The sequence below is a fragment of the Arthrobacter sp. TJ-240 genome, from assembly GCF_058269195.1.
This window is the reverse complement of the sequence record NZ_JBZCNG010000001.1, coordinates 773650-794969: the sequence shown is the minus strand read 5'-3', so window position 1 is coordinate 794969 and position 21320 is coordinate 773650. Positions and strand designations below refer to the sequence as shown.

The 21320-nt window shown below is 67.1% G+C and carries 18 protein-coding genes and 2 riboswitches; of the genes, 9 read left to right on the top strand and 9 right to left on the bottom strand.

What is annotated here, in order from left to right:
- Positions 1–8: 8 nt before the first annotated feature.
- From AC4D2C_RS03880 to AC4D2C_RS03865, 4 genes are read left to right on the top strand one after another with little or no spacing between them, the layout of a single operon-like run.
- Complete coding sequence (locus AC4D2C_RS03880) at positions 9–725, top strand: ABC transporter ATP-binding protein (RefSeq protein WP_490912743.1); 717 nt, start codon at positions 9–11, stop codon at positions 723–725.
- Positions 715–1650, top strand: coding sequence for an ABC transporter permease (locus AC4D2C_RS03875; protein WP_490912741.1), 936 nt, complete (start codon positions 715–717; stop codon positions 1648–1650). The genes AC4D2C_RS03880 and AC4D2C_RS03875 overlap by 11 nt, the downstream gene beginning before the upstream one ends.
- Positions 1647–2852, top strand: coding sequence for a uroporphyrinogen-III C-methyltransferase (cobA, locus tag AC4D2C_RS03870; protein ID WP_490912740.1), 1206 nt, complete (start codon positions 1647–1649; stop codon positions 2850–2852). Before AC4D2C_RS03875 ends, cobA begins: the two co-directional genes overlap by 4 nt.
- Positions 2853–2903: 51 nt before the next feature.
- Complete coding sequence (locus AC4D2C_RS03865) at positions 2904–4361, top strand: FAD-dependent oxidoreductase (RefSeq protein ID WP_490912739.1); 1458 nt, start codon at positions 2904–2906, stop codon at positions 4359–4361.
- Positions 4362–4386: 25 nt separating this feature from the next.
- Here the strand turns inward: AC4D2C_RS03865 and AC4D2C_RS03860 are convergent, their stop codons facing one another.
- The 9 genes from AC4D2C_RS03860 to AC4D2C_RS03820 all read right to left on the bottom strand — a co-directional run bounded on the left by AC4D2C_RS03860 (position 4387) and on the right by AC4D2C_RS03820 (position 15241).
- Complete coding sequence (locus tag AC4D2C_RS03860) at positions 4387–5592, bottom strand: cystathionine gamma-synthase (RefSeq protein WP_490912737.1); 1206 nt, start codon at positions 5590–5592, stop codon at positions 4387–4389.
- Position 5593: 1 nt separating this feature from the next.
- A complete protein-coding gene (locus tag AC4D2C_RS03855; protein ID WP_490912736.1) occupies positions 5594–6946 on the bottom strand; it encodes an O-acetylhomoserine aminocarboxypropyltransferase/cysteine synthase family protein in 1353 nt (450 codons plus the stop codon).
- A 147-nt stretch (positions 6947–7093) separates the two neighbouring features.
- Entirely contained in the window at positions 7094–9469 is a 2376-nt protein-coding gene (gene metE, locus AC4D2C_RS03850; RefSeq protein ID WP_490912734.1) for a 5-methyltetrahydropteroyltriglutamate--homocysteine S-methyltransferase, read from the bottom strand.
- A 53-nt stretch (positions 9470–9522) separates the two neighbouring features.
- On the bottom strand, positions 9523–10434 hold the full coding sequence (locus AC4D2C_RS03845) for a methylenetetrahydrofolate reductase (RefSeq protein ID WP_490912732.1): 912 nt from the start codon (positions 10432–10434) through the stop codon (positions 9523–9525).
- 102 nt (positions 10435–10536) lie between these two features.
- Positions 10537–10643, bottom strand: a riboswitch (SAM riboswitch).
- Between the two features lie 107 nt (positions 10644–10750).
- Positions 10751–11194 (bottom strand): PIN domain-containing protein, encoded by a 444-nt coding sequence (locus AC4D2C_RS03840; protein ID WP_490912730.1) that lies wholly within the window; start codon positions 11192–11194, stop codon positions 10751–10753.
- Positions 11195–11399: 205 nt separating this feature from the next.
- A riboswitch (SAM riboswitch) is annotated at positions 11400–11528 on the bottom strand.
- Between the two features lie 158 nt (positions 11529–11686).
- A complete protein-coding gene (locus AC4D2C_RS03835; RefSeq protein ID WP_490912728.1) occupies positions 11687–12100 on the bottom strand; it encodes a universal stress protein in 414 nt (137 codons plus the stop codon).
- The gene (locus AC4D2C_RS03830) at positions 12097–13620 is read right to left on the bottom strand and encodes a tripartite tricarboxylate transporter permease (protein WP_490912726.1); all 1524 of its coding nucleotides are present in this window, start codon (positions 13618–13620) and stop codon (positions 12097–12099) included. The genes AC4D2C_RS03835 and AC4D2C_RS03830 overlap by 4 nt, the downstream gene beginning before the upstream one ends.
- Before the next feature lie 8 nt (positions 13621–13628).
- A complete protein-coding gene (locus AC4D2C_RS03825) occupies positions 13629–14225 on the bottom strand; it encodes a tripartite tricarboxylate transporter TctB family protein (protein WP_490912724.1) in 597 nt (198 codons plus the stop codon).
- 2 nt (positions 14226–14227) lie between these two features.
- Positions 14228–15241, bottom strand: coding sequence for a Bug family tripartite tricarboxylate transporter substrate binding protein (locus AC4D2C_RS03820; RefSeq protein WP_490912723.1), 1014 nt, complete (start codon positions 15239–15241; stop codon positions 14228–14230).
- Positions 15242–15378: 137 nt separating this feature from the next.
- Between AC4D2C_RS03820 and AC4D2C_RS03815 the strand changes: the two genes are divergently transcribed.
- The 5 genes from AC4D2C_RS03815 (at position 15379) to AC4D2C_RS03795 (ending at position 21270) form a co-directional block, all read left to right on the top strand.
- Positions 15379–16263: a LysR family transcriptional regulator gene (locus tag AC4D2C_RS03815; RefSeq protein ID WP_490912721.1), complete on the top strand. Its 885-nt coding sequence runs from the start codon at positions 15379–15381 to the stop codon at positions 16261–16263.
- 135 nt (positions 16264–16398) lie between these two features.
- Complete coding sequence (gene kdgD, locus AC4D2C_RS03810) at positions 16399–17313, top strand: 5-dehydro-4-deoxyglucarate dehydratase (RefSeq protein WP_490912719.1); 915 nt, start codon at positions 16399–16401, stop codon at positions 17311–17313.
- 9 nt (positions 17314–17322) lie between these two features.
- The gene (locus AC4D2C_RS03805) at positions 17323–18930 is read left to right on the top strand and encodes an aldehyde dehydrogenase (NADP(+)) (RefSeq protein ID WP_490912717.1); all 1608 of its coding nucleotides are present in this window, start codon (positions 17323–17325) and stop codon (positions 18928–18930) included.
- A gap of 59 nt (positions 18931–18989) precedes the next feature.
- Positions 18990–20258 (top strand): enolase C-terminal domain-like protein, encoded by a 1269-nt coding sequence (locus AC4D2C_RS03800; protein WP_490913036.1) that lies wholly within the window; start codon positions 18990–18992, stop codon positions 20256–20258.
- Positions 20259–20349: 91 nt separating this feature from the next.
- Positions 20350–21270, top strand: coding sequence for an AEC family transporter (locus tag AC4D2C_RS03795; protein ID WP_490913034.1), 921 nt, complete (start codon positions 20350–20352; stop codon positions 21268–21270).
- Positions 21271–21320: the final 50 nt, after the last annotated feature.

Below are 21320 nucleotides of genomic sequence, written 5' to 3'. Positions count from 1 at the left end.
GGAACGCCATGATCAAGACTTCCAGCATTACGTTCCAAGGGGTGTCCAAGCGCTTCTCGCCACTGACTCCCCTGGTTCTGGAGAATGTGGATCTCGATGTGGCGCCGGGAGAGTTCGTGACGCTCCTCGGTGCATCGGGCTGCGGGAAGTCGACCCTGCTGAATCTCATCGCGGGCCTCGAGTTACCCACGTCGGGCAGCATCGGCGCTCCCAAGGCGGCGTTCATGTTCCAGGATGCGTCCCTGTTCCCGTGGCTCTCCGCACGAGGCAACGTGGAGTTGGCGCTCGAACTCCGGGGAGTCCCCCGGTCCGAGCGGGGAGTCGAGGCGGCACGCCTCCTGGAGATGGTGCACCTCGCGGATGCCGGCCGGAAGAAACCCCACGAACTGTCCGGTGGCATGCGTCAGCGCGTGGCACTGGCCCGTTCGCTCGCACAGGACCGGGAAGCGCTGCTCATGGATGAACCCTTCGCATCGCTCGATGCGATAACGCGGGACCTGCTGCACGAGGAGTTGCTGAGGGTATGGAGGGAAACCGGCCGCACCATCATCTTCATCACCCACAATGTCCGCGAGGCGGTTCTCCTCGGTCAGAGGGTGCTGCTGATGTCGTCGAGGCCGGGCAGGGTGGTCGGAGAATGGTCGACCACCGGTCAGGATCCCGCCGCCCTGGTGGGACAGATCACCGTCGAACTGCGGAAGGAGATCCGCCGCCATGCAGCGTGACACCCATACCGCCGACCTCCCGGTCCATCACCGGGTGCAGGGGGTCGACGAGACCGAACCCGATACCGCGATCGGCCGCCAGCTCGGGGCAGGGCTCGATGCCCTCCAGCAGCAGACCGTCAGCGCCGTAGGGTGGACCTCCCGGCTGACCGGGCCCCTGTTGCCACTCGCCGCGGTCGCTGCGGTGATCTACGTCTGGCAGATGTATGTCTGGCTGGTGAGGCCGCGCCCCGACGTGCTCCCCGGTCCCTTCGACGTCTTCACGACGCTCGCCCGACTGATCGCGGACGGACAGGCGCAGGCCGTCATCCTCACCAGTCTCGAACGCGGTTTCATGGGCTTCATCATCGCCGTACTGATCGCCACTCCGCTCGGCCTGGCGCTCGTTCAGAGTTCGATGCTCCGGGGAGCTTTCGGCCCGATCATCTCCGGCCTGCAGGTTCTGCCGTCGGTGGCCTGGGTACCGGCTGCGATCATCTGGTTCGGCCTGAGCGATGCCACCGTGTACTTCGTCGTCCTGATGGGGGCGGTTCCCTCCATCATCAACGGGCTCATCTCGGGGGTCGACCAGGTGCCCGGTCAGTACCGACGTGTCGGCCACGTACTGGGAGCCGGACGATGGACCGTCATATTCAAGATCGTCCTGCCGGCGGCTCTTCCCGGCTACGTCGCCGGGCTGAAGCAGGGGTGGGCGTTTTCCTGGCGCTCACTCATGGCCGCGGAGATCATCGCCACCGGCGGTGCCCTGGGCTTCGGACTCGGTGGACTGCTGGAGCAGGGCCGGGTGCTCTCGGACATGGCCGTCGTCATGGCGGCGGTCCTCATGATCCTGCTGGTCGGCGTGGTGGTGGAACTACTGGTCTTCGGTCCCCTGGAGCGCCGGCTCCTCCAACGGCGCGGCCTGCTCCAGGCAGGTCCGTCATGACCTACCCGCTGGGCTTGCAACTGGAAGGCCGGAAGGTCCTCGTGGTGGGCGGCGGACCGGTGGCCGCGCGCCGCATTCCCGCGCTGGTTGCCGACGGGGCGCTCATCACAGTCATTGCCCCGGATGCCAGTGAAGATATCAGGGACCTGGCCGCGACCGGAGCCCTGGACTGGCAGGCCAGGACCTATGGTCCGGCGGACCTCGACGACGCGTGGCTCGTGCTGGCCCATACCGGAAGCAGGCGTGTCCAGGACGCCATCGCCGCTGATGCCGAGGCTGCCCGCATCTGGTGCGTGAAGGGCGGAGACTCGGGGAACTCGTCCGCGTGGGTACCCGCCGTGGCAGCATTCGACGGCGTGACGGTGGCGGTCAACACCGACGCGGATCCCAGGCGCGCCGCCTTACTGCGTGATGGCGTGATCGCAGCCCTCGAAACCGGCAACCTGCCACTGAGGCGGCATCGGAAAGGCCCCGGGGAAGCCGGACGTGTCGCACTCGTAGGAGGCGGACCGGGTGCTGCTGGTCTGATCACTGCTCGAGGCAGGCAGCTACTGGCACAAGCGGACGTCGTCGTTGCCGACCGCCTCGGACCCCGATCCGTGCTCGCCGACCTACCGGCGGGGGTTCAGGTCATCGACGTGGGCAAGCTGCCCGGGCATCACCCGGTGCCACAGTCGGAGATCAACACCATCCTGGTGGAACAGGCACTCCTCGGCCATCTTGTCGTCCGGCTGAAGGGAGGGGACCCCTATGTGCTGGGCCGCGGCGGAGAAGAAGAACTGTATTGCCGTGAGCACGGGGTAGCCGTTGAGGTGGTACCCGGCGTCACCTCGGCTATCTCGGTACCTGCCGCAGCCGGGATACCTGTCACCCACCGCGGTATCGCGAAGGGTTTCAGCGTCCTGACCGGCCACGAGGGAATAGACCAGCAGATCGGACTCATTCCGCAAGGAAGCGATCATACGTTGATCCTCCTCATGGGGGTCTCCCTTCTCCGAAAGTCCGCGCAGACTCTCATCGACGGCGGGCGTGCTGCAGGAACCCCGGTGGCGGTCATCGAGGACGGTTGGATGCCAACGCAACGCGTGACGACCGGATCGTTGGCGACCATCGCGGACCGCGCCGAAGCCATCGGCGTGCGGGCTCCGGCTGTCATCGTGGTGGGCGACGTCGTCTCGCTCTCCCCCTCCTTCGCACCCTGACCGTTCGGACGCCGTCCGTCCCATTCCATGCAACAGAACAGGACCCTTCCCATGTCCAGCAACACCTCCATTCCCGCTCCTTGCCGGAGCGCTGCCCGCCCGCTGCGGGTTGCGATCATCGGTGCCGGGCCGGCGGGCGTCTACGCGGCCGACATCCTGACGAAGTCGGCACCCGTCGAGGCCGGTGTGCTCACGGTCAGCATCGACCTCTTCGACCGGTACCCCGCGCCCTACGGACTGATCCGTTACGGCGTGGCCCCGGACCACCCGAGGATCAAGGGCATCGTCACCGCGCTGCACAAGGTTCTCGACCGCGGCGATATCAGTTTCTTCGGGAACGTCGACTACGGCACCGATATCACCCTCGACGACCTCCAGGCGCACTACGACGCGATCATCTTCGCCACCGGAGCAATCCTCGACGCGGACCTGAACCTCCCCGGCATCGAACTCGACGGGTCCTTCGGTGGAGCCGACTTCGTGTCCTGGTACGACGGGCACCCGGACGTCAGCCGCGACTGGCCGCTCGACGCGAAGGAGATCGCCGTGATCGGCAACGGCAACGTTGCCCTGGACGTCGCCCGGATGCTCTCCAAGCGCGCCGACGACCTCCTCAGCACCGAGATTCCTGCAAACGTCTACGAGTGCCTGAAGTCCTCACCCGTCACGGACGTCCACGTCTTCGGGCGCCGTGGGCCGGCGCAGGTGAAGTTCACGCCACTCGAACTGCGTGAACTCTCGCACTCCCGTGACGTGGACATCGTTCTCTACCCCGAAGACTTCGACTTCGATGCAGCCTCCGAGCAGCAGATCGCAAGCAATAACCAGACCCGCACGATGGTCAAAACCCTCACGAACTGGCTTGTCGAGGACGAACCCACCGGCGCCTCACGCCGGCTCCACCTCCACTTCCTCCACTCCCCGGTCGAGATCCTGGGCCAGGACGGACGGGTTACCGGAATACGGTTCGAGCGCAATGAGCTCGACGGTTCGGGCAATGGAAAAGGTACCGGTGAGTTCCTCGACTATCCGGTGCAGGCCGTCTACCGCGCGGTGGGCTACTTCGGTTCACCCCTGCAGGGGCTCGCCTTCGACCACGCGCGCGGAGTGATCCCGAATGAGGCAGGGCGGGTGCTCGGAGCGGATGGAAACCCGGCACCGGGGCTTTACACCACAGGTTGGATCAAGCGTGGACCTGTCGGTTTGATCGGTCACACGAAAAGTGATGCGCTGGAAACCGTCGAATGCATCCTCGCCGATACTCCAGCGATGCTGAAGCAAACCCCGTTGCATGGTGGAGACATCGGATGGCTACTGAGAGCCCGTGCCGTGGACTACACCACGTGGGAAGGGTGGCTGAGACTGGATGCCCATGAACGACTTCTCGGCGACGAGGCGACATCCACGGTGAACGACCAGCCTGTCATACGGGAGCGAATCAAAGTAGTGTCACGCGATGAGATGGTGCACATCAGTGAGCGAGTAGGCCTCGCCGCGCCGAGTGACTGAAGCTGATAGCCCCCGGGAGTGTGGATCAGCTGCGGAGGCCTGCGAAGCTCCTGGGGGCTTCGCGCGTGCTCGTCAGCGCGGCAGCCAGGTCCTCCTGAAGGTCCGTGAGGTCCTCCACCCCGACGGACAGCCGGACCAGATCGGTGGGGACCGCGAGTGTGGTCCCCCGCACGGAGGCGTGCGTCATCTCCGAGCAGTAGCAGATCAGCGATTCCACCCCGCCGAGGCTGACCGAGAGCGCGAAGAGACGGGTGGATTCGGCGAACCGGCGCGCGGCGGTCTCGCCGGCGCTGAAGCGCACCGAGACGATGCCACCGAAACCCGACATCTGCTCTGCCGCCAGGGCGTGGCCGGGGTGCTCGGGCAGTCCGGGGTACAGTACCTCGGCGATCCCGGGCTGGTCCCGGAGCCATTCGGCCAGCGCCTGGGCATTGGAGTTGTGCCGTTCCATCCGGAGTCCGAGGGTCTTCAGGCCGCGGGCCGCCAGGAAGCAGTCCTGCGGTCCGGCGACTGCACCGCCGGCGAACTGCTGATACCCGATGGTTTCGGCCAGGGGCCTGCCACGGAACGAGCGGTCCGTGACCACGACCGCCCCGCCCAGCACATCCGAGTGCCCGCCGATGTACTTGGTCGTCGAATGCACCACCACGTCCGCGCCGAGGTCCAGCGGCCGTTGCAGGTAGGGCGAGGCGAAGGTGTTGTCGACGACCAGCAGGGCTCCGGCAGCATGTGCCAGTTTCGCCCAACCCGCGAGGTCGGCGATGCCCAGCAGCGGGTTCGACGGTGTCTCCACCCACAGCAGTGCGGTGGAACCGGGCGTGATGGCGGCAGCGACCGCGGCCAGGTCGGTGATGTCCACGGCCGTGTTCGCCACCCCCCAAGGCCCCAGGAGCCCGTTGATCAGCCGGTGGGTGCCACCGTAACCATCACCGCCGAGCACGATGTGGTCACCCGGGCGCAGCAGTGCCCGCAGCAGTGCGTCCTCGGCCGCCAGGCCGGAGGCGAAGGCGAACCCCGCCACTCCGTGCTCCAGGGCGGCGAGTTGGGCCTCGAATCCGTTGCGGGTCGGGTTGGAGCCTCGGCTGTATTCGTGCCCGGCCCGCAGCACGTTGATGCCGTCCTGCACGAAGGTGGAGGTCTGGTAGATCGGTGGGATCACCGCACCTGTGAGAGGGTCCGGCTCCTGACCGGCATGGACAGCTGTCGTGTTGAATCCTGAGTACTGTGCCATGTCAGGCTCCCGTTCCTGCGTGGACGACGGCGGAAGGGGTCGTGGTGGCCGGATCAGCAGTCCTGACCAGTGGGGCCAAGGCCAAATCCAGATCAGCGACGAGGTCATCCGCGTCCTCGAGCCCGACGGAGAGCCTGATGGTGGTTCCTGTGATACCTGCTGCAGCCCGCTGCTCGGGGCTGAGCCGGCAGTGCGTCATCGCCGCAGGGTGCGCGACCAAAGACCGGGTATCCCCCACATTCGCCACCAGCTTGAACAACCGGAGCCGGTCGATGAACGGTCCGACCTGCTCCGGGTCCGCGGCCAGGTCGAAGGAGAACACGCTGCCGGCCCTCCGCGGGAAGTCCCGGCGTGCCAGATCGGCCTGCGGGTGGCCCGGAACGCAGGGGTGGTGCACCGCGGCGACGCCCGGATGGCCGGCCAGGAACCCGATGACCTCCTGGGTGTTCTGCCCGTGCCGTGCCACCCGGATGTCCAGGGTTTCCAGGCCCTGCAGGATCTGGGCGGCACTTGTCGGGGCGAGCGACGGACCGAGGTCGTGCAGGTACTTGCTGCGCGCCAGGGCCAGGTACGCGCCGTGGCCGTGGCGTTCCCACAGGATCTCTCCGCCGTAGCGTCGCTTGGGCCTGGTGAGCTGCGGCCACTTGTCCGGATAGGCGGAGAAGTCGAAGCGTCCGCCGTCCACCACGACGCCGGCGAGGGTGGTCCCGTGCCCGCCGAGGAACTTCGTGGCCGAATACACGACGACGTCGGCCCCGTGATCCAGCGGCCGGTACAGCGCCGGCGTCGCCAGGGTGTTGTCCACCACCAACGGGACCCCGGCGCCGTGGGCTACCGCGGCGATGGCCGGCAGATCCTGCAGCGTGGCCAGCGGATTGCCGATGGACTCGGTGAGGAACGCCCGGGTCGAAGGGCGCACCGCGGACTGCCACGCGCCGACGTCGGCGGGGTCGACGAAGCTCACCTCGATCCCGAAGTCCTCGAAGGTATCCGTGAGCAGGTCCACGGTGCCCCCGTACAGCTTCGAGGAGGCGACGATGTGCTGGCCGCCGCGGACCAGCGACAGGAGGGCCACGGCCACGGCCGCCTGGCCGGTGGCCGTGGCCAGCGCGCCCACGCCGCCGTCGAGTGCAGCGATGCGCTGCTCGAGCACAGCAACGGTCGGATTGCCGGTCCGGGTGTAGGTGAAGCCCGGTTCCTTCAGCGCGAACATGCGCCGGGCCGACGCGTAGTCGGCGAATTCGTACGCCGCGGTCTGGTAGACAGGCACAGCCACAGGCCGATAGGGCGCCTGCGGTTCATAGCCTGCATGGATCTGGGTGGTGGCCGTACAGCCAGCGTCGCCGGTGCTCAAGGGGCTCCTTCGTCAGCAGTGGTTCCGTGGTCGGAGTGGTCCGGGTGGTCCGGGTGGTCCGGGGGTCCGGAAGGTCGGGCAGGCCCACGTCGGTGGGCCTGCCCGGAAGGGGCGCGGCACCCGGGAGAGCCGGGTGCCGCGCGGCGGTCATGAGCCGGTCAGGGCCTGCTCCGCCCGCTGGGCGGCGGTGCGCCCACGCGCCGCCTTCGCTGCGGTGACCAGGTTCCGCAGTGAGAGGACGGTCTCGTCGTAGCCGCGGGTCTTCAGGCCGCAGTCCGGGTTGATCCACAACTGCTGCGCAGGCAGGGCGGCCAGCGCCGTCTCGATGAGTCCGGAGATCTCCTGTTCCGAGGGCACGCGTGGCGAGTGGATGTCGTAGACCCCCGGGCCAATGCCGCGGGAGTAGCCGAATCCGGCCAGATCCGCGACCACCTCGAGGCGGGAGCGTGCCGCCTCGATGCTCGTGACGTCGGCGTCGAGCCCGTCGATCGCGGAGATGACCTCGCCGAACTCGGAATAGCACAGGTGCGTGTGGATCTGCGTGTGGTCGGCGGCACCGGACGTCGCCAGCCGGAACGCCCGGACGGACCAGTCCAGGTACGCCTGCTGGTCCGCCGAACGCAGCGGCAGCAGTTCACGCAGGGCCGGCTCGTCCACCTGCACGATCGAGATGCCTGCCGCCTCCAGGTCGGCGATCTCGTCCCGCAGGGCCAGCGCCACCTGGTTGGCTGTCTCGCCCAGCGGCTGGTCGTCGCGGACGAAGGACCAGGCAAGGATGGTGACCGGGCCGGTGAGCATGCCCTTGAGCGGGTGTTGTGTCAGCGACTGGGCGAAGGTGATCCACGGGACTGTGAACGCCTCCGGGCGCGTGACGTCGCCCCACAGGATGGACGGCCGGGTGCAGCGCGAGCCGTAGGACTGCACCCAACCCTGCTCCGTGGCCGCGAAGCCGTCGAAGTTCTCCGCGAAGTACTGGACCATGTCGTTGCGCTCCGGCTCGCCGTGCACCAGCACGTCCAGTCCGAGGTCCTCCTGCAACCGCACCACGCGGGTGATCTCCTGCCGCAGGAACTGCTCGTACTCCGCCGGGGAGATGTTGCCGTTGCGGGCCGCGGCGCGGGCGGCGCGCACCTCGTCGGTCTGCGGGAAGGAACCGATGGTGGTGGTCGGCAGCAGGGGCAGCCCCAGCCTCTCCTGCTGCAGGTCGGCCCGGTGTGCGGCGGAGCCGCGGGTGAACGCCTCCTCGGTCAGTGCGGCAGTGCGCGTGCGCACGCGGTCCACGACGACGCCGTCGAACAGCGCGCGTTCGCGCAGCACCGCCTCCGACGCCTGGAGGTCGTCGGCCACCGCCGCCCGGCCCTCGGCGAGTCCGCGTGCCAGGACCACCACCTCGACGATCTTCTGGTCGGCGAAGGCGAGCCACGCCGGCAGGTGTTCCGGCAGGGCGGTCTCGGCCACCACGTCGTGCGGCACGTGCAGCAGCGAGGTGGACGTCGCCGTGCTGACCGCGTGCGCGGTCTCCGACTGCAGTTCCTCCAGGGTGGCCAGGGAGGAGCGCAGGTCGTTCCCCCAGACGTTCCGTCCGTCCACGACGCCGGCCACGAGGCGCGTGTCGACCAGCGCCTGCAGCGCCCCGACCGAGGGCCGCGCTCCCCGGACCAGGTCCGCGTGCACCGCGTCGACGCCCGCCGCGGCGAGCACGGCCAGCGCCTGGCCCGGCTCCGCCGGATCACCGGCGGTACCGTAACCCGTGGTCACCAGGAGAGCCGGGCGGTCCGTGGTACCCGCCAGCTGCCGGTACACCCGCTCCACCAGCCCGCCGGGTGCCGCCAGCTCGCCGCCGCGGTCGCCCACGAGGCCCGGCTCGTCCAGCTGTACCCACGCGGCTCCCGCCTCCGCCAGGGCCGCGAGGATTCCCCCGTAGGCCGCCACGGCGTCGTCGATCCGGGACAGGGGGTCGAACCCGGCGGGTGCCCCCTCCTCGGCCTTGGCGAGCAGCAGGTAGGTCACAGGGCCCACCAGCACCGGGCGCAATACGGCGCCGCGGTTCTTCTGCCGTCGGATGATGGACGTCAGGCGGTGCGCCACCGCGGTGAACGGGGTTCCCGGGCCGATCTCGGGCACGAGGTAGTGGTAGTTCGTGTCGAACCACTTGGTCAGCTCCAGCGGCGCGCGGTCGCCGTCGCCCCGGGCCAGCGTGAAGTAGGCGGCTGTGTCCACGGACCCGTCCTCACCGGCCAGGTCCGCGAACCGGGACGGCAGCGCGCCCAGGGCCGCCGTGGCGTCGAGGACCTGATCGTAGAGGGCGAAATCCGCAGGGATGGAGGAATCGGCCTCCTTCAGGCCCAGCTCGGCGAGCCGTGCAACCGAGCGGTCCTGCAACTGCTCGGCCGCACGGTGCAGCCCTGCCTCGTCCAGGCGGCCGGCCCAGTAGGCCTCCAGTGCCTTCTTCAGCTCCCGGTCCGGCCCGATGCGCGGGTAGCCCAGGATCGTGGCGGCGGGGAAGGTGTCGGCGGTACTCATGTGGTGCTCCTTCGAAGGTGGTGTCGGTTCTGGATCTGGTGGGTCCGGGCCGTTCAGCCCGGAACGGCGCCGGCGAGGCGAGCCGCCGGGAGGTCGAGCTGTTCGACGACGTCGAGGGACGCTCGGAAGTCGTTGAAGGTGTAGAGATGGAGGCCAGGCGCTCCTGCCTCGAAGGCCGCCCGGGCCAGCGCCGCCGCTGCCCGCACGCCGATCCGCCGGCATTCGGCATCACTCGAGGCCGTTTCCAGGCGGTGCAGCAGCTCGGCGTCGGGACGTACGCCGGTCATGATGGCCAGCCGCTCGAGCCGCCGGACACTGACGGTGGGCATCACGCCGGGAATGATCGGGATGGTGACGCCGGCCGTGCGGGCTGCGAGGACCAGGCGCACGTAGTCGGCGGGGTCGAAGTACACCTGCGTGATGGCGAAGTCGGCGCCGGAGCGTTGCTTCGAGATCAATACCTCGACATCGTGCAGGAATGACGGCGACTCGGGGTGCGTGGTCGGATAGGCCGCCACCCCCACCGCGAGACGGCCACCGGCGAGTGAAGCACCGTGCCTGGTCTCGACCTCCCGGATCAGTGCCACCAGGTCCCGGGCGAAGGGCAGCTCGCCGCAGAACACCCCCGGCTCCGTCGGCAGGTCCCCGCGCAGGGCCAGTATGCCCCTGACTCCCAGCCCGACGAACTGCCGCACCAGCAGGTCCAGGCTCTCCCGTGTCTCCCCCACGCAGCAGAGATGGGCTACCGGGCGGAGCCGGGTGCTGGTGATCAGGTGGTCGATGAGCTCGACCGATGCCCGTCGTCGTGCCGGTGTGCCGCTGTAGGTCACCGAGACGTAGTCGGGACGGGTGGCTCCGAGTTCGTCGATCGTCCGCAGGACGGTGTCGCCGGCCTCCGGGGTGGCCGGCGGGTACAGCTCGTAGGAGAGCGACGGCGGTACCGCTCCGTGTCCTGAAAATACCATTCGAGCTCCTCGGTAGGGCCGAGGGAGCGCACCAGCAGGATGCCGCGAACCAGTGGTACCGGGCGCGGGCACGCCGAGTCCTCACGTGGGTTCACTGATGTGTCTCCATCGGTTCTGGCATTAGCACCGTTTCCGCTGTCCCCGAGGGGACAGCCAAATGGTTGCTGCGGCGTCAACAAGCCAGATCTCTCGGCCGCTCTTGATGGTTGGTGGGATCACTCTAAGCAGCGCGCCGCGCCGGGCGGCAAACCTGGCGCAACATGGCGCTGCGTGACGTCATGCGACACAGCCTCTGTCACAAAGGTCCGTCGCGACGTCATGGAACGACGCCGTGGGGTTCCGGGGACCGCTCTGCCGCTGTCCAGGGATTGATGGCCGGAACCGCCAGCCTCCGGTACGGTTCGATGTTCCCCGATACGACAGCGAGGCCCTTGTGGAGGGCTGTCGCCGCGATCAGGGAATCGGCGAGGGCCACGTCGGCAAGACCGGCGAGCGGCCCCCACGCCACGGCGACGTCGACGTCGACGGACAGGATGTTGGTGCCGAACCGTTCCGTGAATTCGTGCAGCCAGGCTTCGAGGTCCGGGAAGTGCTCGTTCCGGCGGCCCAGCGAGTGCAGCTCGCCGATGGTCAGCGCGGAGACGAAGATGCGGAAGTGACGGCGCCGATGGAGGAACCCGGTGACGGCGGGATGGGGGCTCGGACCACGCAACTCCGCGATGACGTCGGTGTCCAGAAGGAGGCCGCTCGGCGATGCCATGCCTCAGTTACCCGTCGGCCGTCGGCCCGCTCTCCTGGCGGACTCCCCTTCTGATCGCGGCGTCAGGAGGAAGGCGACGAACGCCTCGCGCGGAGCCGTGAGCACTTCGTAGTCCTGGATGCTCAACGCGATCATCGGGATCTGTGCGGGGAACGCTTTGGCTGGGGGTGGTGTCATGGGCGGACGGCGCAGGGCCGCGTCCTTTCGCGAGCTCTTGCCCGCACCAGATACCCACCGAAGGGGCGAATGCGGGCCGCTTCGTCATCCGAACCACCCTATGAGCGCGGGGTTGGTATGCGGCCTAGTCGGAGCTTGACGGCCGCAGTTCTTGAAGCTGTTGGAAGTATAGACATAACACGCCTGAAAATCCTCAGCCCAGAGCCAGGGCGGTATCGGACGCCAGCCCGACTGGTGCGAACCGGGACCACCCTGCCGCGCTTCGGTTTACAGGGTGGCCCCGGAACACTGGTGTGGCAGTGAGGCCACAGATCTTCAGCTCGTGGTGCTGAACTCGTCGCCGGCTTTGACGGCCAGGACGGGCCGGTCGACCTGCAGCAGGATGCGCTGTGCATGGCTGCCGAGGATGAACTTGCCGACCTGGCTTCTCTTCCGCAGCCCGATGACGATGAGGGACGCGTCCACTTCCTGAGCGAGGCCGATGAACTCCTCGGTGAGGTCATCAGCGTGTCCCGGCTGCCGCACGACGGCGTCGACTCCAAGGTCCCGCGCCCGCTTCACGAGGTCGGCCACCTGCTCCTCCGGGACGAGGGACGCGTCGACTGGCGCACCTTTCCGCGGTGAGTTCAGGATGACCACATTGGTGTTGCGCAGTTGTGCCTCCTTGAGGCCGGCGTCAAGGGCCGCTTCCCCTTCGGGGGTCGGGACATATCCGATGAGGATGCTCATACCGTTTCCTTCTTGTTGGTGGTGGACGCCTGCCTCGCCGAGCGGTTCTTCAGCGCCTTCTGGATGACGGGAAGAAGGATGACGACGATGAACACGAAGAGAAGCACGGCTGTGATGGGGCGCCCGGCGAATTGTGTGGCGTCACCGCCGAAGAGCAGCAGGGACCTGCGCAGGCTCTCCTCGAGGAGGGCTCCGAGGACGAAGGCGAGCACGAGGGGACCGGGTTCGAAGCCGAACTTCTTCATCAGGTATCCGACGATGCCGAAGAAGATGACCAGCCAGATGTCGAAGATGCTGTTGTTGATGGTGTAGACACCGATCAGGGTGATGAGCACCGTCACCGGGGCGAGAATCGCAGGACGTACACGGAGGATCCGCACGAAGATGCCGACCAGGGGGATGCTCATGATCAGCAGCAGGATATTGCCGATGTACATGGAGTTCACGACGCCCCAGAACAGTTCCGGATCGTTCTGTACGAGCTGCGGTCCGGGTGTGACGCCCTGAATGAGGAGGGCGCCGAAGATGATGGCCATGGTCGCGTTCGCCGGGATGCCGAGCGTCAGCAGCGGGATGAACGACGAGGTCGCTGCCGCGTTGTTCGCGGTCTCGGGGCCGGCGACGCCTTCGATCGCTCCCCTGCCGAAGCGGGAGGGGTCTTTCGCGCGCTTCTTCTCCATGGCGTAGGCGGCCAGTGAGGAGAGGGTCGCGCCGCCTCCGGGGAGGATACCGAGGAAGAAGCCGAGGACGGATCCGCGGCCGATGGCGCCGGAGGACTGCTTGAGGTCCTTGCGCGAGGGCCAGACGTTGGCGACCTTGGCCGGCGCCTGGACCTTGTTGTGGCGTTCCTCGAGGTTGTAGAGGATCTCGCCGAGGCCGAAGATACCCATGGCGATGGGCACGAAGTCGAGCCCGTCGGCGAGGGAGAGACTGCCGAGCGTGAATCGGGACTCACCGGTGAAACCGTCCCGTCCGACGGTGGCGAGCAGGAGTCCGATGGCTGCTGCGATCAGGGATTTGAGGCGGCCGCCGTTACTGACGGTTGCTACGAGCAGGATGCCGAGCAGCGCCAGGGCGGTGTACTCGGGGGGCCCGAAATCCAGGGCGAAGCCGGCGACGAGCGGTGCCAGGAAGGTGAGGCCGATGATGGCGACGGTGCCACCGATGAAGGAGCCGATGGCAGCGACGCCGAGGGCGGTGCCTGCCTTGCCCTGTTTCGTGAGGGCGTATCCGTCGAAGACGGTGACCACCGAGGACGCTTCCCCCGGAAGCCGGAGCAGCACCGAGGTGATCGTGCCGCCGTATTGAGCCCCGTAGAAGATACCGGAGAGCATGATGATGGCGGTGACGGGTTCGATGCCGTAGGTCAGCGGCAACAGGATCGCGATGGTCGCTGCGGGGCCGAGACCGGGCAGGACGCCGATCAGCATACCGATGACGACGCCGAGCAGGCAGTACAGCAGGTTGGTCGGCTCGAGGACGACGCCGAAACCGTTCAGTACCGGTTCGAAAAATTCCATGGGATTCCCTAGAACAGATGCGGGATGGGCACGTTGAGGGCCAGGACGAAGAGCAGGTAGAACGCAACAGTGATCACGACGCTCAGCAGGATCGTCATCCGCCAGGACTCACGGCCCAGGAAACGGAGCCAGACCACATTGAGGATCAGGGCCGGGATCTCGAAGCCGATCCGCCCGATCAGCAGGGTGAAGACGATGAGGCTGGCCAGGCCTGCTGCGACCTGCAGGCTGGAACGGGAGAACTTCTCCGCATCCAGGACCTTCCGGCCGAACAGTGCGAGGGCTGTTCCCAGCACGATGAGCAGGACACTGATCATGAAGGGCCACAGACCGGGCTCCGGGTCGGCGGGAGAACCCAGCCCGAGTCCTAGCGACCCGATGGTGCCTGCGACTCCGATGGCGATGACGACGACCGCCGAGGCGATGTTCGCACCCGGGCCTGCGGCTGGCGGTTTCTCCGCTTCCCATTGCGCGGCGAGATCCTCCGGCGTGAGGTCGTCGACGACATCGTCGACGAGATCCGAGCGGTGCACGGTGTGCTGACGCTCGGGGTGGAGGGGGTGCGAACCGCCGGCTGCCCGGTGGTCCGCATCAGGGGCCGGCATGGTCACTCGCCGCCGAGGTCGATGTCGTACTTCTCCACAAGCTCCTTGTACTTCGCGGCGTTGGCCGTCCACTCCTCGGCGACCTGCTCACCGTCGATCTCGTGCGGGGTGAAGAGATTCTCCTCGTTGAAGGACTTGTACTCCTCGCTCTCGAAGGCGGCCGAGACTGCCTCGCGGAGCTTTTCCAGGGCAGGCTCGGGGGTGCCCTTGGGAGCGGCGATCGCACGGTACTGGGAGACGGGGACGTCGTAGCCGGCCTCGAGGGCGGTAGGGACATCGGGCAGGTACTGGTTGCGCTCTTCGGAGAAGGTGACGATCGGAGTCAGGGTACCGGCCTCGATCTGGGGCATCGCCTCGCCCAGTTGAATCGTGGCGAAGTCGACCTGATTGCCGAGGATGGCCGTCATGGCCGGGGAGCCGCCGTCGAACGGGACGTCGGTGCCCTCGACGCCGGCTTGCTTGAAGAGCAGAGCCTGGGCGAGCTGGCTTCCCGTGCCGACGCCTGTCGTCGCGAAATTGAAGGCCTTGTCCGCAGCGACGATGTCTTCGACCGTCTTGTACTCGGACTCGGCATTGGCGACGAGCACATAGTCGTCCTGCGAGATGCCGGAGATGACCTCGAGGTCGTCGAGGGTCACAGCCTCATCCTCGCTGACGGCCAGAGGCGTGATCGCAATCAGCGAGGCGTTGAGCAGAATGAGGGTCTGGCCGTCAGGGGTTGCGTTGGCTACCTCCTGGGTTGCCAAGGCGCCGTTGGCGCCGGGCTTGTTCACCACGGGGATGGGAGCACCAAGGGTTTCCGAGGCGTTCTCCGCGATGGCTCGTCCGATCAGATCGGTGCTGCCCCCGGGATCCTGGCCGATGGTCAGGGTTACCGGGCCGGAAGGGAACTCGCTGCCCTCGCCACCTCCGCCGGAGTTGGCGACGTTGCCGCCGCAGGCGGAGAGCGTCAGTGCCAGGACCGCTGCCACACCCATGGTCGACGCGGAGCGGCGGGCGAACTTCGAATGGAACATTGGAATCTCCTTTGATGGAGGCCCAGGGTCGACCGGCCTGTGATGGCAGTCACTCTGCGCCTGATATGGAAAGCTTAGAAATCCGCGTCATGCATGTCTAAGCCCAATAAAGTATGAGCTGATACCCTCTGGGCATCATGTATTCCCTGGATCAACTGCGTGGCTTTGTGGCAGTCGCTGAAGAACTGCACTTCGGCCGTGCCGCCGAGCGCCTGCGCATGACGCAGCCACCGCTCAGCCGGCAGATCCAGAAGCTCGAGAAGGCCATCGCTGTCCAACTCTTCGAGCGCGACAGCCGCGGCGTCACGCTCACGGCCGCCGGCAGCGCCTTCCTCGGCGAGGCACAACGACTCCTGGCGCTGGCCGAGAGCGCACCCGATCTTGCCCGACGGATCTCGAAGGGATCGGCCGGGTCCATCCGCATCGGCTTCACCGCGGCATCCACGTTCGGCATTCTGGGCGCCCTGCTCAATGAGATCTCGACGGAGCTGCCCGAGGTGGACATCGAGCTGCGCGAGATGGTCACCCGTGAGCAGATCGACGCCCTGCGGGACGGTGACATCGACCTGGGGCTGGCCCGCCCTCCCTTCGACGAGGAGGTCTTCGGTTCGCGGCTGCTCTATCGCGAGCCTCTCGTGGCCGCAGTGCCGGAGACGCACCGCTTCGCCTTCATCGGTCGCCCGCTGACAGTCGAGGACCTCAGGACAGAACCGCTGATCATGCACTCACCCACCCAGGCGAGGTATTTCTACGACCTCATCGTGCGTCTGGCGCCCGCGGGCCAGCTGCGCTACGTGCATACGGTGGCGCAGATCCTCACCATGGTCTCGCTCGTGGCCGCCAACCGCGGCATAGCGCTCGTGCCGCACTCGACGACCGTTCTCGGCATCGAAGGCGTGCAGTACTGCGACGTCGAAGGCTTCGGATCGGATCCCGTCGAACTCTTTGCCATCTGGCTGAAGGAGTCCAAGAACCCGGCACTGCACCGCATCCTCGAAGTCGTCACGAGCCAGCACGACTAGGAGAGGCGATACCGCGAAGGTATCGAGCCATTCTAAAACAGTCTTAGACACGTATCGCTGCGCTTCATACGCTGAGTCCTATCGAACCTCCCGGTGCCTCCGATGGACGCGCCACCTCTACCGAAGGATCTCCTCGTGGCTCACCTGAATCCCTCCGAGCTGGCACAACGCATCAAGTCGGGTCTGCTCTCCTTTCCTGTCACGCACTTCGACCAGGAGCTGCAGTTCGACGAGGCGCGGTACCGGGATCACCTGGCGTGGCAGTCCGACTTCGACGTCGCAGGTCTGTTCGCTGCCGGCGGCACCGGCGAAGGCTTCTCCCTGACGACCGCGGAGATGGACCGGGTCGTACGCGTCGCGGTCGACGAGATCGGCGGCAAGGTGCCCGTCATCGCATCGGCTACCGGCGGGACCTTCTCGGCCATCGAACATGTTCGATCAGCCGAGCAGGCCGGAGCCGACGGAATCCTGCTGATGCCGCCCTACCTGACCGAAGCGGACCAGGATGGGCTGATCGAGCACGTCAGCGCTGTCTGCGCCGCAACGTCCCTTGGCGTCATCGTGTACAGCCGTGCGAACGCTGTCCTCAACGACCGCTCGGTCGCAATCCTCGCCGAGCGCAATCCGAACCTGATCGGGTTCAAGGACGGCATCGGGAACATCGAGCAGATGACCCGCATCTACGCCAGGGTCGGTGAACGCCTCACCTACATCGGTGGCCTTCCCACGGCAGAGACCTTCGCGCTGCCCCTGCTGCAACTGGGAGTGAGCACCTACTCGTCGGCGATGTTCAACTTCGTCCCGGAATTCGCTCTCGCGTTCTACCGTGATGTCATCGCCCAGGACAGGCCTGCCGTGTACGCGAAGCTCAACGACTTCGTCATCCCCTACCTTGACATCCGGGATCGGGTGAAGGGCTACGGGGTGAGCATCATCAAGGGCGGACTGGACGCGGTAGGTCGCAACGGCGGCCCTGTGCGCCCACCGCTGCAGAACCTCACCGAAGCCGACCAGCACGAACTGTCCACCCTGATCAAGAAGATCAGCTAGGAGCCCGCCATGACCACCACCTCAAGCCCCACCATCACAGGTCGGTCCCTCATCGCCGGCCGACCCGTCCAGGGACAGGGCGGTTCCGCGCAGGCGGTCAACCCGGCCACCAACGAAAAGCTCGAACCGGTCATCAGCCTGATTGACGGCGAGCAACTCGCCGAAGCTACCGCTGCCGCGGCCGCCGCCTTCGACGCCTACCGCGCCACGACGCCCACCGAGCGTGCCGCGTTCCTCGAACGCATTGCCGACAACATCGACGCCCTCGGCTCTGAGCTGACCGAGCGGGCCGTCCTCGAGACCGGCCTCCCCGCCGGCCGCATCGAGGGCGAACGCGCCCGCACGGTAGGACAGATGCGCCTCTTCGCCGGCGTCGTCCGGCAGGGCGATCACGTCCAGGCCCGCATCGACCCGGCCATACCTGACCGCGCCCCCCTCCCCCGCCTGGATATCCGGCAGCGCCACATCGGGCTCGGCCCGGTCGCGGTCTTCGGGGCCAGCAACTTCCCCCTCGCATTCTCCACCGGTGGCGGCGACACCGCGTCCGCCCTCGCCGCCGGCTGCCCCGTGGTCGTCAAGGCGCACAACGCACACCCCGGAACCGCGGAACTCGTGGGCCACGCCATCGCCCGCGCGGTCGAGGAGTCCGGTCTTCCGGCCGGAGTCTTCTCCCTCATCTTCGGCGCCGGAACGTCCGTCGGGCAGGCACTCGTCGCCGATCCCAACATCAAGGCCGTCGGTTTCACCGGATCCCGAGGGGGCGGCACCGCCATCATGGCAACCGCCGCCGCCCGGCCCGAACCGATCCCCGTGTACGCGGAGATGTCCTCGATCAACCCGGTCTTCGTCTTCCCCGGGGCGATCGAGGACGACGTCGATGCCCTCGCGTCGGGGCTTGTCGGGTCCCTGACCATGGGGTCCGGTCAGTTCTGTACCAATCCGGGCCTGGTCTTCGTGCCCGCAGACGCCCGAGGCGACCTGTTCGTCGCAGCGGCATCCAAAGCGCTCCAGGCAACACAGGGAACAACGATGCTCACCCGCGGTATCGCCGAAGCGTGCGCGGCCGGCGTATCCAAGCTCCGCAAGGAGTCCGACGTCGACGTCGTTGCCGAAGGCCAGCCCGGCCCCACCGAGAACGCCCCGGGCGCGGTCCTGTTCGCCACCACCACGGACACCTTCACGAACAACCTGCGCCTCCAGGAGGAGGTCTTCGGCGCCGCCGGGATCTTCGTCCGCTACAGCAGCGAGGACGAGCTCCTCGCCGCCGCCGAGGCACTCGAAGGGCAACTGACCGCAACGGTCCATGCCACGTCGTCGGACAACACTGCGATCGCCCCCCTGCTGTCCGTCCTGGAACGCCGGGTGGGTCGCATCCTCTTCAACAGCTGGCCGACCGGGGTCGAGGTAGGACACGCCATGGTGCACGGCGGACCATACCCTGCCACCTCGGACTCCCGCTCCACATCCGTCGGGTCGCTTGCGATCATGCGGTTCCAGCGGCCCGTCAGCTACCAGAACATCCCCGACGAGCTGCTGCCCGCACCCCTGCAGGAAGCCAACCCGTGGAAGCTGAACCGCCGCGTTGACGGCACCGTCATCACGGAGGGCAACCAGTGACCTCGTCCACGCCGACCGTCGCCTCGGTCGAGGTCGTCCCCGTCGCCGGGTACGACAGTATGCTGCTCAACCTCAGCGGCGCGCACGGACCGTACTTCACGCGCAACATCGCCATCATCACCGACTCGGCCGGGCGCACCGGCCTCGGGGAGGTGCCCGGCGGGGAGGCGATCCGCACGACGATCGAGGAGGCCGGTGAGCTGCTGGCCGGGCAGTCGATCGCACGCTACCGGCAACTGCTGCGCCAGGTGTCCGAGAGGTTCGCCGACCGCGACGCCGGGGGCCGTGGTGCGCAGACCTTCGACCTGCGCACCACCATCCACGCTGTCACCGCCCTCGAATCAGCGCTGCTCGACCTCATGGGCCAGCACCTCGACGTGCCGGTCGCGGAACTCCTCGGCGAGGGCCAGCAACGCGAGCGCGTCCAGATGCTCGGCTACCTCTTCTACATCGCCGACCGCACCACAACCGATCTCCCGTACATCAGTGGCGATGACACGTCCGATGCCTGGGGTCGGCTGCGGCGCGAGGAGGCAATGACGCCCGAAGCGATCGTCGCTCTCGCCGAGGCCGCCCATGCCAGGTACGGGTTCCAGGACTTCAAGCTCAAGGGCGGGGTCCTCTCGGGAGCCGAGGAAGTCGAGGCCGTCAAGGCTCTGGCCGCGCGCTTCCCCGAGGCACGCATCACGTTGGACCCCAACGGGGGCTGGCTGCTGAAGGACGCCATCGAGCTCTGCTCGGACCTGCACTCGGTCCTTGCCTACGCCGAGGACCCCGTCGGGCCAGAAGGAGGCTTCTCCGGCCGGGAGACGATGGCCGAATTCAAGCGCGCCACTGGCCTGCAGACAGCCACGAACATGATCGCCACGGATTGGCGCCAGATGGCCCACGCCATCCGCTCCAACGCCGTCGACATCCCCCTCGCCGACCCCCACTTCTGGACCATGCAGGGCTCGGTCCGCGTCGCCCAGCTCTGCAACGACTTCGGCCTGACCTGGGGATCACACTCCAACAACCACTTCGACATCTCCCTGGCCATGTTCACGCATGCAGGGGCAGCAGCACCGGGCAGAATCACGGCCCTGGATACGCACTGGATCTGGCAGGACGGACAGCCCCTCACCAAGGAACCCCTTGCCATCAAGGACGGCTACATCACCGTCCCGCAGCGCCCGGGCCTCGGCATCGACCTCGACCGCGACGCTCTCAAGGCCGCACACGAGCTCTACCTCGAGCACGGCCTGGGGTCCCGCGACGACGCTGCCGCCATGCAGTACCTCGTACCGGACTGGCAGTTCGACCCGAAGAAACCCTGCCTCGTTCGTTGACCACCGACACGAGCGAGCGGCCGGGAGTGCCGCCCCGCCCTTGCACCGACCGCAGGGCCGGGGCGGCCACCAGTCCACCCAGGGCACAGCGGTGACGGGGGTCCTTGCAGGATTCACCATTGTCGGGATCGTCATCGTCGTCGGCTACATCGCCGGCCGCCTGCAGGTCGGTGGCCCGACAGCGCCGCAGACACTCACACAGATCGCATTCTTCATCACCAACCCCGCCCTGCTCCTCACCGTCCTCGCCGAAGCGGACATCGCGGAGATCTTCTCCGCCTACGTTCCTGTGGCCGTCATCTCGGCGCTCGGCACCGCAGCTCTGTATGTTCTGGCAAGCAGGATCTTCTTCCGCCGGCCCGCAGCAGAAACCGCCATCGGCGCGATGTCCAGCTCCTATGTCAACGCGAACAACATCGGCATCCCCATCGCCGTCTACGCCCTGGGCAACGCGACCCCCGTTGTGCCGGTGCTGCTCCTGCAGCTGCTGATTCTCGCCCCGGCCTACCTGGCCCTGCTCGATCTCACCTCCGGGCAGGCACCCTCCCTGCAACGCATCCTGAGCCAGCCCTTCCGGAACCCTATGATCATCGCGTCCTTTATCGGAGTCGCCTTGTCCTGGACCGGGATGGAGCTGCCGAACGTCGTCTGGGAACCGCTTCTACTCCTCGGGGGCGCCGCAGTGCCGCTGGTCCTCCTGGCTTTCGGGATGTCCCTCCATGGGAGCTCACCGTTGACGAAACGGACACACCGGGTCGACATCCTCACCGCCACCGTCCTGAAGTCACTCGTCATGCCGGCGATCGCCTACGTAGCGGCTGCTGTCATCTTCGGGCTCGACAATGAACTCGTCTTCGGTGCCGTTCTCATGGCCGCCCTACCCACGGCGCAGAACGTCTTCATGTTCGCGAGCCGGTACGACCAGGGTGTCGCTACGGCCCGGGACGTCGTCCTCCTCTCCTCGGTCGGTGCCATCCCTGCCCTCCTGGTGACGGCAGCGGTCCTTTCCTAAACCTGTATGACAGGTTGAAAACCTGTACTATAGGTGGACGATGCATGCCA